Here is a 13,651-nt window from a genome sequence, read left to right as displayed (position 1 = left end):
GCTAGGACGCCTTCTTCCGGGACCCGATGGCCTTGAACCGGCCGGGCAGCCGCTTCGGCTCCTCGGCCGGCAGGACGACCGGCTTGTCGCCCGGCCCCGCCACCTCGATGACCCGCGGGAACGTGAGCGGCGGCGGACCGAACGCCCGGCGGGCGCCCTCGATCACGTTCTTGCCGAGCGCGCGTGCGCCGGCGACACCGACCACCAGGCCGATGCCGAACGGGATGATGCGCCCGATGGCCAGCCCGGTCTGCTTGGTGACCTGCGTGCGGACGAAGCGCCGGGTCATCGTGGTGTTCACCTTGCGGACCGTGGCCATCGGCATCCGCGTCAGCAGCGCGCGGGCGACGCTGACGGTGGTCAGCTCCGCACCGTCGGTGACGATCTTGGTCCCGGACTCGCCGAGGATCGTGGTCAGCAGGAGCGCGCGACGGCGGTCCGCGTCCTCGACCTCGATGCCGTGCACGCTGGCCACCGCGAGCGCGAACGCCGCCGACGCCCCGAAGAACGTGGCGATGTCGCTCGCGGTCAGCGCCAGCGCGACACCGGTGCCGACCGCCGGGGCCGCCGCCGTCGCACCGACCGCGCCGCCCGTGCTCTGCACGACGAGCAGGTACTCCTTCTCCAGGAGGCGGATCAGCTGGTCCGGGGTCGCCTCCGGGTGCTTGCGGCGCAGCGACTCGACGTGCGCGTGGATGGTGGAGGACGGGATGGTGACGGCCTTCGCGAGGGCCGCCTCGATGAGGGCGGGCATCAGCGCTCCCCGGTGACGGTCAGCTGGACCTGGGCGCCGGCGTCGAGGGTGCGGCCGACGGTGCAGTGCGAGTCGATGGCCCGGTGCACGACGGTGATCAGGCGCTCGCGGGCCTCGGCGTCGAGCGAACTGAGGTCGACCACCAGCTCCTCGGCGAACGCGGGGTAGCGGTCCTCGCCCCCGTCGGCCATGCCCGTGACCTTGATGACCACGTCGACGTCGTCGCCCAAGCGATGCGCGAGCTTGGAGTCGGCGGACAGCCCGCTGCAGCCGGCCAGCGCGATCTTCAGGAGCTCGCCCGGGCTGAACGCCCCGTCGACCTCGACCCCGCCGATGCTCACCTCGGCGCCGCGCGAGTTGCGGCCGGTGTACAGGCGCGTGCCCGTGCGCTCCACCCACAGCTCGGTGTCGCCGGCGTTCTTGGTGATGTCGGGCGCTGTCGTCTGCTCCGTCGTCATCCCGCGATCCTGCCACGGGGCGCCGCAGGTCTCTTGTCGGACGCAAGTTACGCAATGACTACGGATGGACGGCCCGGGCGCCGCTCCTAGGCTGCGAACGGCGGCGACGAGGGGGTTCCATGCGGGTGTGGCACGGGGTGCTGGGGGTGGGGGTCGTGCTGCTGCTCCCCGGGTGCTCGCTGTTCGACCGCGACGACACCGACCAGGTCTCGGTGTTCGACGTCGAGGTGGGCGACTGCTTCACGGCGCCGAAGGAGATCACGACGACGTTCACGACGCTGGACCGGGTGGGGTGCGAGGTGCCGCACGAGCAGGAGGCGTACGCGCTGGCGACGTACACCGAGCCCGGGACGGACTCGACGCCCGAGACGTTCCCCGGCGAGGCCGCACTGAAGTCGTTCGCGGACGGGGCGTGCGCGCAGGAGTACGCGGACTACGTGGGCGTCGACTACCGGGACTCGGAGCTCTTCTTCACGTACCTGCTGCCGTCGCCGCGCAGCTGGGAGCAGGACGAGGACCGCACGACGCTGTGCTTCGTCACGACGACCGACGGGGTGCAGCTCACGCAGTCCGTCGAGGGGACGCAGTGGTGACCTGATGGGCAAGCCCGCTGCGACGGCGACGGCGATGCTGCAGTGCAGCTTCGGCGTCGCACCGTCGACCCTCGTCGTGCTGCCGCTGGCGCGCGTCCTCGTGGAGGGCAAGCCCGCGGCGGCGATCACCGACATGATGCCCGGGGCGAACATCCCGCCCTTCGGCATGTGCACCAGCCTGGCCAACCCGATGGTCGCGGCGGCGACAGCTGCCGCGCTCGGCGTCCTGACCCCCATGCCGTGCATCCCCGCCACCGTCGCGCCGTGGATGAACGGGGCGACGCAGACCCTCATCGGCGGCAAGCCCGCGCTCACGATGGGCGCCACCTGCCAGTGCGCGTACGGCGGCGTCATCCAGATCCTCAACCCGGGGGCGATGAAGACCCTCGAAGGCTGACGGGCAACTTCGGTAGCGATTACCGATGCTCCCGCGGAGGGCCGCTGCATAGCCTGCGGATGTCCCGTCGTGCCTGGTCACGCCGGAATTCGAGGTGGCGCCGAGGGCAGGGGGAGCCGTGCTGATCCCGGTGGTCGAGGACGGTCTGGAGCGTCTCCTGCGCACCACGCTGCCGCTGTCCACCGAGCAGGGCGACATCTCGTTCGAGGCGCCGTCGAGCACGTGGTCGGCGCAGGTCAACCGGCTGACCGTCAACCTCTTCCTGTACGGTGTGTCCCGCAGCAACCAGCCGTCGCGCGGGCCGTCGACCAGGCCTGCAGCCGGCGGGTCCACGGAACGGCGGCACGCGCTGCCGATGGTGCAGCTGTCCTACCTGGTCAGCGCGTGGGCGGGCTCGTCGCGCGACGAGCACCTGCTGCTCGGGGACGCGCTGACCCGGCTGCTCGCGCACCAGGTGCTCCCCGGCCACCACCTCCCGCGGCCGCTGTCGTCGACCGTCCAGCTGGCGCTCGCCCCCGACGACCACAACCGGCCGCGCGACGTGTGGTCCGGGCTGGGCGGCTCGCTCAAGGCGTCGTTCACGCTGCTGGTCACGGTCGCCGCCGACGCGTACGACTGGGAGACGGCGGCCCCCGAGGTCACCTCCGTCTCCGGCTCGACGGTCCCGATCAGGGCGGGCGTCAGCCCGTGAGGGTCAGCAGCACGGTCGAACGGCTGGACGTGTCGCCGGGCAGCTCCGGGGTGGTCCCGCTCGAGGTCATCAACACCTCCGAGGTCATCGAGTCGTTGTCGGTGCGCGCGATCGGCCTGCCGGAGGCGCTCGTGCGGTCCGAGCCCMGGGCGCTCGCGCTGTTCCCGGAGGCGTCCGGCGCGCTGACCCTGACCCTGGACCTGCCGGACGCGTTCCCGGCGGGCACGTACCCGCTGACGTTCGTGATCGCGGGCAGCGCCCCGGGCGCGACGGAGGCCTTCCACGACCTCGACCTGGTGGTGCCGCCGCACCCGCGCCTCGCGCTGACCGCGACGCCGTCGCGCGTGCGCACCCGCGGGCGGGCGGCGTTCACCGTGGAGGTGCGCAACGAGGGGAACGTGCCGCTCGACGTCGCGCTGCGGGCGGTCGACACCGACCGGACCCTGCGCACGTCGCTGACGCCGTCGACGCTCGCGGTGCCGGCGGGCGAGGTCGCGACCACCACGGTGCTCGTGCGTGGCCCGCGCCAGCTCCTGGGCTCGGACCGCGACCGCCCCCTGCGCGTCGTGGCGCAGGCGACCGACACGACCGCCGACGTCGAGCTGGTGCTCCGGCAGAAGTCGACGTTCAGCCGGGGGCTGCTCACGGCGCTCGTCCTGCTGTCGATCCTCGCGGCGTGGGCACTGGCGTTCGTGCTCGGCATGCGCGAGGTGCTCGGCGCCGACCCGTACGCCAAGGTGGCGCCGCCGTCGTTCTTCGTGAACACGGAGACGGCGGAGGGGACGCTGCCCGAGGGGATGCCCGCGGGCGCGATGCCGAAGGACGGGCCCGTCCCGGCGGGCACCGGCGCGACGGTCACAGGGCTGGTGCTCGGCGCGACCGACCAGCAGGGCGTCGGTCGGGTCACCGTCACGGCCTGGCGGCAGGGCCGGGACGCACCCGTGGAGGTGTCCTCGGCGGCCACGCAGGCCGACGGCAGCTACGCGCTGGCCGGGCTGTTCCCCGGGCCGTACCTGCTCGAGGTCGCCGCGGAGGGGTACGACACCGCGTGGTACGAGTCGGGCACCTCGTTCGGTACAGGGACGCAGGTCGACGCCCTCGCCCAGCAGGTCACCACGGGGGTGGACCTGGCGGTGACCGGCCTGCCCGCGTCGATCAGCGGGAACGTCGAGACGGGTGAGGCCCCCGGCACCGTCGTGGTGCAGGTGACCGCGAAGCCCGCCTGGACCGGAGCGGACCCCGCGACGGAGTACGTCACCTCGACCGACGGCGCCGGTGCGTACACGTTCGCGGGCCTGCCCGCGCCGGGCACGTACGAGCTGGCGTTCGTCGCGGAGGGCTACCAGCCGAGCAGCCTGTCCGAGCGCGTCCTGGGCGGGCAGTCGCGGTTCGCGCTCGACGTGACGCTCGGGGCGGGTGCCGGTCAGATCTCGGGGACCGTGACGGACGGGTCGGCGCCCGTCGGCGGGGTCGAGGTGCGTACGACGATGGACGGCAAGCCCGTGGTGGTCGGCACGCCGACGATCGGGCAGGTCGGCCAGTTCGTCGTGCCGAACCTCAAGACGCCCGGCACCTACGTCCTGACGTTCACCAAGCAGGGCTTCAGCACGCAGACGGTCGTCGTCGACCTCGGTCCGGGCGAGCAGCGCAGCGACCTGCGGGTGGTGCTCTCCGGCGGGGCGGGGACGGTCACGGGCAGCGTCGTCGACGCGAGCGGCGCCGGGATCGGTGGCGTGACGGTGACCGCGGGCGGGTCCGCGAACACGGTGACCACCACGACCCTGACGGCCGGGGCGGTCGGGTCGTTCACGCTCACGGGCCTGACGACGGGGTCGGTGACGCTCACCTTCACCAAGGACGGGTACACCTCGGCGAGCGTGCCGGTGACGCTCACCGACTCGGGCCCGCCGGCGCCGGTGACCGTGACGCTCAGCTCGGCGCTGGGCGACGTGACCGGCCGCGTGACGCAGGACGGCGCCGGGATGGCGGGAGCGACGGTCCAGGCCACCGACGGGACGATCACCCGCTCGACGACCACCACGGCGTCCGGCGCGTTCGGGTCCGGTACGTACCTGCTGCCGGACCTGCCCGCCGGGACCTACACGGTGTCGGTGTCCAACGGTGGGGCGGTGCTGGCCACGGCCGTCGTCGTCGTGCGGCCCGGGTCGGCGACGTCGCAGGACCTCCCGATCGCCGGGAGCGGCTGACATGCGCCTGTCGGTCGAGCCGCGGCGCGCCGTCGCCACCCCCGGCACCCCCACGACCCTCGGCGTCGTCGTCACCAACGGCTCCGACGTCATCTCCGGGTACGTGCTGCGGGTGCTCGGTGCCGACCCGTCGTGGGTGGAGATCGAGGACCCGTCTCCGCGGCTGTTCCCCGGGGAGTCGGTGTCGGTCGGCATCATCCTCACGCTGCCGGAGGGGATCCCGGCCGGTGAGCGCCGCGTGTCCGTGCAGGTCCGCGACGTCACGGACCAGTCGGCCATCGCGATCGAGGACGTCACCATCGACGTCCCCGCCGTGCCGCGCACGACCGTGAGCCTCGAACCCGCGACCGTGACGGCCGGCAAGGTCGCCGCGTTCGCCGCGGTGGTGCGCAACGACGGCAACACCGTCCAGCACGCCCGGCTGGTCGCGCGGGACCCCGAGGCCGCCACGACGTACACGTTCGACCCCGACGGGTTCAGCCTGGCGCCGGGCCAGAGCACGTCGGTGGCACTGGCCGCGAGCGCGAAGCGGCCGTTCGTGGGGGACCCGCTGCTGCGGCCGTTCGAGCTGCGGCTCGACGGTCCCGCGGCGCCACCAGCGGACGCACCCCCGGCCGCCTCGGGCGTCTTCGTGCAGAAGCCGCTGCTGTCCCGCGGCATGCTCGGGCTGCTCGGGCTCCTGCTGGCCATCTCCACGTTCGCCCTCATCATCACCATCGCGCTGAGCTCCGTGGTGGGCCGGTCGGCCGCCGACCGCGACCTGGCGATCCAGGTGGCGCAGGCCCGGCAGGCGGCTGCCCAGACGGGGACGTCGACCGTCGAGGGCACGGTGATCCAGCTGAGCACGGGGGTGCCCGCGCAGGACGTGACGGTCCTGCTGTTCGGCGCGGAGGACCCGTCGCAGCCCGTGAAGACGCAGGCCACGGGCACGGACGGCACGTTCGCGATGTCGGACCTGCCCGCCGGGGAGTACACGATCCAGGTGACCGGGGCCGGGTTCGCCCCCGTCTGGTACCCGTCGGCGGTCGCCCAGCCCGACGCGCAGCCGGTCGAGCTGACCACCGGGCAGACCGTCGGGGGACTGAACGTCGTGGTCGGTGGCGTCCCGGCCACCCTGTCGGGCACCGTGACGGGGGCCGACGTCGGCGGCGCCCAGCTCACCGTGGAGCTGCCGCTCGACATCCCGCCGCTCGCGGACGTCGTCGAGCCGGAGGCGGGCGAGGCGACCGCGACCGGCAGCACGGGTGCCGTCGTGCGGACCGTCCCGATCGGTGCGGACGGCACGTTCGAGGTGGCCGACCTGCCGTCGCCCGCGGTGTACGACCTGGTGGTCTCCAAGGCCGGGTTCGCCAGCGCGGTGCAGCGCGTGGATGTCGCCGCCGGGGAGGACCGCAGCGGGATCCAGCTCTCGCTCCTGACCGGCGACGGGTCCATCGCCGGCTCCGTCGGCGGCGCCGCAGGCCCGGTCGGTGGGGCCACGRTCGTCGCGAGCGCCGGGCAGGTGGTCGTCGAGACGGTGACGCTCACCGAGGACCCCGTCGGCTCGTTCACGCTGCGCGGGCTGCCGACGCCGGGCACGTACACCGTCGTCGTGACCGCCGAAGGGTTCGCGCCCGCGACGCTCAACCTCACGCTGACCCCCGCCCAGGAGCTCACCGGGGTCTCCGTGCTGCTCGGTCAGGACCAGTCGAGCCTCGGGGGTCAGGTCACGGTGCCGGGCGGCGACCCGAGCGGCGTCGTCGTGACGGTGACCGACGGGGCCGTGACGGCGCAGACGGTCACGCAGTCGTCGGCGCCGGCGGGGGGCTGGCAGGTGACGGGCCTGCGCGTCCCGTCCACGTACACGGTGACGTTCTCCCGCGCCGACCTGGAGTCGCAGGTGCTCTCCGTGAGCATCGACGGGTTCGGGAACGTGACGTCCGGCGCGCCGAGCGCGACCCAGGTGAACGCCACGCTGCGGGCAGCCGACGGCACGATCTCGGGCGTCGTCCGGCAGAGCACGACCGCCGGGGTGACCAACCCGGTCGGGAACGTGACCGTGACGGTGAGCTCCGGGACCACCCAGCGGGTGGTCACCACCGCGTCCACACCGGTCTCCGAGATCGGGCGGTACGTCGTCGACTCGCTGCCGCCCGGGACGTACACGGTGACGTTCTCCCGGGCCGGGACCCGCCCGACCTCGACGATCGTCGTGCTCGCGGCGGCGCAGAACCGGGATCTCAGCCCCGTCCTCGTCGCGCCCGCGTCGATCTCCGGCACGGTGTCGCAGGCCGGCGGCGCCGTGCAGGACGGGCGCGCCGTGCTGCTGTACCTCGCGGCGCAGTACGGGACGGCCGCGGGACCGGTCGCGACCACGACCACCGCCGCCGACGGGACCTACACGTTCGGCGACGTCGCCGCCCCCGAGCAGTACATCGTCGAGGTCCGCACCACGCCGTCGGGCACCGTGCTGGTGACCTCCACCCCGCAGACCGTCAGCGCGAGCCAGCAGCTCACGGTCGACCTGTCCATCCCGACGAACTGAGCGAGGATCGACGTGGCCGTCGCACCGCAGCGCACCACGAAGGGCGCCCCCAGCGTCCTCGCCGAACCCGGCGCGCACGCGTCGCCGGGCCAGCTCGCGGTCCTGCGGGTGCACGCGCGCAACCTCACGACGCAGGCACAGGAGCTCACGTTCTCCGCCATCGGCCTCGAGGGCGGCTGGCTGCCGGCGCCCGTCGCCGTCCCCGCCGTGCCCGCGGACGCCACGGTCACGGTCGAGCTGCCGCTGATGCCGCCCGTCGGTGCTGCCCCCGGCGACTACCCGTTCGTCGTCGCGGTCGAGGCCCGCGGCCCCGGGGCCGCACGCGCGACGACCCTGGTCGACGTCGTCCTGCGCGTCGACGGCGTCAGCGACCTGGTGCTCAGCGTGGAGCCGGCGGACTCCCGGGCGGTCCGCAGGAAGCCGATCCAGGTGGTCCTGGCCAACACGGGCGAGCAGCCCGTGCGGGTGCGGCTCGACGCGCTCGGCGACGCCGACCTCGCCGTCGATCTCAACGCCGCGGACGTGGACCTGGCCGCGCACCAGACCATCCGCATCCCCGGGCAGGTCCGGGCGCTGCGGCCGCGCCTGGTCGGCAGCACGCGGCGGTCACCGTTCCACGTCGTCGCCACGGGGGCGCGGGCGCCGCAGCGGTTCGACGGCTCCGTCGCTCTGCGGCCCCTGCTCACGTCGACCGCGCTCAAGGCCGTCGCGATCACGATGGTGTCGCTGCTGTGGATCGGGGCCGTGCTCGCCGCGCTGCCGCTGGTGTCGCAGGTGGTCGCGGACCGGTCGCAGGAGCAGGCGAAGGAGCCGGCGAAGGAGCCCGGCGACGAGCCGGGGGGCGGGGGGACGGAGGGCGGGACCGACGGCGGGACCGAGGAGGAGGCCCCCGCCGTCCCGGCACCGGCTCCGCTGGTCCCCGGGGTCCGCGTCGCCGGGCAGGTCACGGGGTCGGAGCCTGCGGGCGTTCAGGTGCAGGTGTCGCCCGCGTCGGCGTTCGCCCCCGAGGGGACCGCGACGCCGCCGCCGACCGCCGCGGGCGCCGACCGGCGGCTCGTCGCGCTCGCGGCCCTGACGTCCCCGGGGCGCGCCGCCGCGATGGCTCTGGCGACCGCGGAGCCGTCGAGCGGCGCGGGCAAGGTCCTGGGCACCGCGCTGCCCGTCGAGCTCACGGACGAGGCCTCGCAGCGCCGCAGCACGACGACGGACGAGAAGGGCACCTGGGCGTTCGCCGACCTGTCCGCGACGGGCCGCTACCTCATCGTGCTGTCGAAGCCCGGGTACCAGACGCAGCGCTTCCTGGTCACCGGCGCGGAGGCGGCCGTCGCCCCGCTCACGCTCGAGATGGTCCCCGGGAACGGCCGGATGTCCGGGACGGTCACCGGCCCGGACGGCGCGGCGGGCGGCGTCGAGATCACGCTCTCCGACGGCACGACGACGGTGACCACCCGGACCGCCACCAGCGGGCGTGTGGGGTACTGGGAGGTCGACGGGCTGTCCACGCCGAGCACCTACCTGGTCACCGCGTCGGCCGAGCGCCTGGGTGCCCAGTCCGTGCTCCTGCGCCTGGAGGCCGACGGCGCGCGGACGGTGAACCTCGGGCTGCGCAGCGGGGTCGCGACCCTGTCCGGGACGGTGCGCGGCACCGACTCGCTCGGTGGCTTCGGCGGGCTGGGCGGGCTGACGGTGACCGCGTCGGCGGGCGAGGTGACGCGCACCGCGACCACCGTCACGGGCGACCGCGCGGGCACCGTCGTGCTGCCGGACCTGCCCGTCCCGGCGTCGTACACGGTGACCGTCTCCGGGGCCGGGTACGCGACGCAGACGCGGCAGGTCGACGTCGGGCCCGAGGGCGTCGACCCGCTCGACATCGTGATGACGTCCGTCGGCGGGGTGGTCGAGGGCACCGTCACGTCCACCGGGGGAGAGGGCCTGGCGGGGGCGGGCCTCACGCTCGACGGACCGACCGGCACCTACAAGACGATGGCCGCGTCCGACGGGTCCGGCACCTTCCGGCTGTCCGGGATCGACCCCGGCCAGTACGTGCTCACCGCGACGGTCTTCGGGCACGAGCCGGGGTCCGCGCAGGTCACCGTGACCAGCGGGAGCACCGCGCGGGCGGATCTGGTGCTGGCGCCGATCCCCGGCGACGGGCTCATCGCGACCTCCCGCATCCGCGGCGGCGTGCGCGACGCCAGCGACGGCGGCCAGGTCGACTGCCCGAACATCCGCCCCGGCGAGGAGTGCCGGATCACCGTGACGGGCGACGTCACCGACGCTGCGGGCGTGACCCGCTCGTACGTCGCGTACACGGACCCGGACCGGGACTACACGTTCCCGGCGTCCACCGACCCGGGCCTGCTGCCCGGCCTCTACCGGCTGACCATCGCGGCACCCGGGTACGAGGACGGTCACGTCAACGTCACCGTGGCGATGGGGCGTGTGGTCGAGGCGACCCCCGTCGCGCTGGAGCGGTCCCCGTCGATCATCGGGACCGTCCAGGCGCGGGTCGATGCCGTGCCCACCGGCACCTGCGTGATCGCCGTGCCGACCACGCCCGATGTCGTCGTCCCGGCCGCCCCGTGCACCAAGGGTGTGACGACGTGCGAGATCACCGGCGCGGCGTGCAGCTTCCTCGGGCTCAACGGGTCGTACGAGATCAACCGCCTGACCGCCGGCGCGTACACCGTGTTCGTGGTCCCGCCGGCCGACGACGAGTACCTGCCGGCCGCGCCGGGCGCCGTCGCTCTCGTGCCCGGGTCGTCGCAACGGTTCGACGCGGTGCTCGACCGCCTGGGGCGGCTCAACGTCACCGTGATGCGGTCGGACGGCAGCTCCGCGCTCGTGCCCGCGGTCGGTGCGTCCGTGGAGACCGACCCGGCGTCCGTGCTCCCCACCCCCACGCCCGACACGGACGTCCACGGGCTCACGCAGGTCATCGGGCTGGAGCCGGGCGACTACCAGGTGACGGCGACGGGCGTCAGCACCGGCTCGCTGTCCAGCCCGGTCACCGTCGGCCTCAACCAGGAGGTGCCCGTCCAGATCGTCCTGACGCTGCCCGTCGCCAAGCTGACCGGCAGCGTGGTGACCCAGCTCGTCGCGGGCGAGCAGACCCCCGTGCGGGGTGCGGTCGTCACGGTCACGGGGACCACGCGGTTCAACGGGCTGACCCCGGTCCGCGAGTCGGCCACCGCCACGACGCCGATCGAGGGCGCGTTCACCATCTGCACCGACGGTGGCGCCTGCCCCGAGGAGGCCACCAGCCCGGACAGCACGATGGTGCTGCCCCTGGTGCAGCCGCGCGTGGACGTGACGGTCACCGCGGCCGGCTTCCAGTCGTTCTCGGCCGCCGACGTGCCCACGTCCGCGCTGGCGACGATCACCCTGTCGCCCGCGGGCGTGCCCTTCTCGGGGACCCTCGCGTTCGTGCCGGGTCTCGACGCCCTCGGCATGGACGAGGCCGTGCGCAACGTGCGGTTCGCCGTCCAGTCGGCGCCGCCCGGGACCGGCCAGCTGTCGCTGACCGCCGTGATGGTGGGCTCGACGCCGACGGTCGTGTGGTCGGACTCCGCCCAGGGCGCGGACCCGACCGGCCCCACCGGCAGCCGCCTGATCCGGCCGGGGACCTACACGGTCACGGCCACGCTGCCCGGGTACGACCTGGAGCCCCAGACCTTCACGGTCGACCCGGGCGTCGCGATGCCTCGCGCACCGGATCCGGAGGCCCTCGTCTTCGAGCTGCGCAAGTTCGGGTTCCTGCGGGTGACCGTCGGGACCACCCAGGACCCGGCCCTGCTCGTGCAGGGCTCGATCGTGACGATCACGCTGCAGGACGGGACGACGCAGCAGCGCGAGGCCCACCCGGGTGACACGCACGTCGACTTCGGCGACCTGCCCACCGACGACTACACGGTCGAGGTCCGGGCGCCCGGGCACGCGCGCGTCACCACGTCGGTGCGGCTCGACGCCGGGGACGGTCCCGACGACGACAAGCTGGTGACCGTGCGGCGGCTCGGCCTCGTGCAGGGCGTCGTGAGGTCCGTGCTGACCACAGGGCTCGAGCAGGACCTACCGGGCGCCCAGATGGCCGTGCGCCAGGGCGTCGCCGGGACGCCGTTCGTCGGCACCACCGGCTCGACGGGCACGTACCGCCTCACCGGCAACACCGTGACGGACGGCCTGGTCGGGGGTGGCTGGCAGGTCGAGGCGACGGCTCCGGGCCACGACAGCGTGCCCGCGACCGCGGTCACCGTCCCCGACCCGCTCGTTGGACCGCTCGGCAGCCTCGATGTCGACGTGCCGCTGATCCTGCTCCCGGCGAAGAACGGAGGGCTCCAGGTCCGCGCGTACGACGGCACCACCGTGGTGCCGGGCCTGACGATGCAGCTCAGCTACCTGGACTCCACCGGTCCGCGGACCATCACGCCCACCTGCGGCCCGGACAACAACACGGACCCCTGCCCCGGCGGGCTCTACGTGTTCTTCAACGTGCCACCCCTGACCTACAACCTGAACATCTCCGGCCCCACGTACTCGCCGCTCTCGCTGCCCGTGACGATCCCGCCGGGGGAGACGCCGTCCATCAGCGTGCCGATGACGACGCCGTCCGGGTCGATCCAGGGTCTGGTCCAGCACCAGCGCGCGGGCGGGCGGCTCGACCTCGTCGAGGGCGCCGTCGTGACCCTGACCCCGCAGACCGGTGACGCCCGGACCACGACCACCGACGCCAACGGCCAGTACGCGTTCCCCGTCGTGGTGGCGGGCACCTACACCGTGTCGACGACCGTCGACGGGCTCGGCGCCACCCGGACCGTCGCGGTGCAACCCGGCCAGGGCATCGTCGTCGACCTCGTGCTCCAGGACGTGACCCGCCAGGTGCAGGTGACAGTGACGTCGGCGAACGGCACGGACCTCACCGGAGCGCTGGTCAGCCTGACGAGCGCCACCGTGGCGGGACCGGCCGCGCAGCCGGTGGTCCGGACGGGCGCGGGCGCGAGCACCTACACGACGACGTTCAACCAGGTGCCCACAGGCCCCTGGACCGTGACGGTCTCCGGCCCGTCCGGGCACCTCGGCACGCACACCGGCACCGTCGACGTCCCCGCGACCGGCACGGGGGCGGTGCCCGCCGCGGTGACCGTGCGCGAGACGCAGCTCGCGCTGCGCGCCACGTCGAGCGTGAGCGGGGCGCCCGCCACCGTGCTGGCGACCGTGACGCAGGGCGGCACCGCGACGCCGGTGACGGTGGCCGTCGGCGGCGGCGACTCGGTCCTGTTCCTGCCGGACACCGCCGCCACGGTCACCGCGGCCGTCACGGGCGGCTGGGTGGTCACGGTGACCGGCGGCACCATCCCCGCGGGCACCACGTTCCGCGCGGTCACCATGGACGTCGCCGCGCGGCCGACCACGACGACCGCGACCGTCGCCGCCGCCACGGTCGTCGTGGGTGGGACCGTCTCGGTGACCGCCCGCGTCCAGCCGGCGTCCGGCAGCGGCACCGTGAGCACGGGTGCGCTCCAGCTCCAGCGACGGACAGCCCCCAACACCTGGGCCGACGTCGGGTCCGACGTGGTGGCCACCGGCGCCGACCAGACGCTCACCGCGACCGCCGACGCCGGCTGGGGCACGGGCGCCGTCACGCTGCGCGTCGCGTACTCCGGCGCGGGGTCGTGGGCGGCCTCGGCCAGCCTGGACCTCGGCGTGACGGTCCAGCGGGCGACGACCACCGGGCTCACGGCCGCCGCCGGCGTCCTGACCGCGACCGTCAGCCCGGCGGCCGCGACCGGGACCGTCGTGTTCGAGGTCGTCCCGGCGACCGGTGCCGCGGTGGCGATCCCCACCTGCGCGGCGGTCGCGCTGACGGCCGGCGTCGCCACCTGCACCTACACGCCCGCGGCGGGGGTCACCGAGAACGTACGGGCCCGGTACCCCGGCGCGACGACGTTCGTCGCCTCCCAGAGCGGGAACGTCTCGATCTCCGGGCCGCCCGTCACGCCGTGACGAGACCGGCGGGGCGTGACGACGCCG

The 13,651-nt window shown here is 74.3% G+C and carries 8 protein-coding genes; 6 read left to right on the top strand and 2 right to left on the bottom strand.

Going from position 1 to position 13,651, the window contains the following annotated elements:
- Nucleotide 1: 1 nt before the first annotated feature.
- Nucleotides 2-754, bottom strand: a complete 753-nt coding sequence (locus ACXJKF_RS05020; protein WP_456786635.1) for a hypothetical protein — start codon at nt 752-754, stop codon at nt 2-4.
- On the bottom strand, nt 754-1,212 hold the full coding sequence (locus ACXJKF_RS05015) for an OsmC family protein (RefSeq protein WP_456786634.1): 459 nt from the start codon (nt 1,210-1,212) through the stop codon (nt 754-756). Before ACXJKF_RS05015 ends, ACXJKF_RS05020 begins: the two co-directional genes overlap by 1 nt.
- Before the next feature lie 119 nt (nt 1,213-1,331).
- Between ACXJKF_RS05015 and ACXJKF_RS05010 the strand changes: the two genes are divergently transcribed.
- The 6 genes from ACXJKF_RS05010 to ACXJKF_RS04985 all read left to right on the top strand — a co-directional run bounded on the left by ACXJKF_RS05010 (nt 1,332) and on the right by ACXJKF_RS04985 (nt 13,624).
- Complete coding sequence (locus ACXJKF_RS05010) at nt 1,332-1,805, top strand: septum formation family protein (protein WP_456786633.1); 474 nt, start codon at nt 1,332-1,334, stop codon at nt 1,803-1,805.
- A 4-nt stretch (nt 1,806-1,809) separates the two neighbouring features.
- Nucleotides 1,810-2,202: a DUF4280 domain-containing protein gene (locus ACXJKF_RS05005; protein ID WP_456786632.1), complete on the top strand. Its 393-nt coding sequence runs from the start codon at nt 1,810-1,812 to the stop codon at nt 2,200-2,202.
- Between the two features lie 118 nt (nt 2,203-2,320).
- Nucleotides 2,321-2,893 carry a DUF4255 domain-containing protein gene (locus ACXJKF_RS05000; protein ID WP_456786631.1) on the top strand — a complete coding sequence of 191 codons (573 nt, stop codon included), beginning with the start codon at nt 2,321-2,323 and terminating at the stop codon, nt 2,891-2,893.
- Nucleotides 2,890-5,100 carry a carboxypeptidase regulatory-like domain-containing protein gene (locus tag ACXJKF_RS04995; protein ID WP_456786630.1) on the top strand — a complete coding sequence of 737 codons (2,211 nt, stop codon included), beginning with the start codon at nt 2,890-2,892 and terminating at the stop codon, nt 5,098-5,100. Before ACXJKF_RS05000 ends, ACXJKF_RS04995 begins: the two co-directional genes overlap by 4 nt.
- Nucleotide 5,101: 1 nt before the next feature.
- Complete coding sequence (locus ACXJKF_RS04990) at nt 5,102-7,624, top strand: carboxypeptidase regulatory-like domain-containing protein (protein WP_456786629.1); 2,523 nt, start codon at nt 5,102-5,104, stop codon at nt 7,622-7,624.
- A gap of 12 nt (nt 7,625-7,636) precedes the next feature.
- Nucleotides 7,637-13,624, top strand: coding sequence for a carboxypeptidase regulatory-like domain-containing protein (locus ACXJKF_RS04985; protein ID WP_456786628.1), 5,988 nt, complete (start codon nt 7,637-7,639; stop codon nt 13,622-13,624).
- Nucleotides 13,625-13,651: the final 27 nt, after the last annotated feature.

The organism is Cellulomonas sp. P5_C5, assembly GCF_054049655.1.
Note: the sequence above shows the minus strand (reverse complement) of the source record. Positions and strands in the feature narration are given on the sequence as shown.

Bases quoted from the DNA above. Each gene is read 5' to 3' on its own strand.
- ACXJKF_RS05020 (WP_456786635.1), bottom strand. From the start codon at position 754: ATGCCCGCCCTCATCGAGGCGGCCCTCGCGAAGGCCGTCACCATCCCG.
- ACXJKF_RS05015 (WP_456786634.1), bottom strand. From the start codon at position 1,212: ATGACGACGGAGCAGACGACAGCGCCCGACATCACCAAGAACGCCGGC.
- ACXJKF_RS05010 (WP_456786633.1), top strand. From the start codon at position 1,332: ATGCGGGTGTGGCACGGGGTGCTGGGGGTGGGGGTCGTGCTGCTGCTC.
- ACXJKF_RS05005 (WP_456786632.1), top strand. From the start codon at position 1,810: ATGGGCAAGCCCGCTGCGACGGCGACGGCGATGCTGCAGTGCAGCTTC.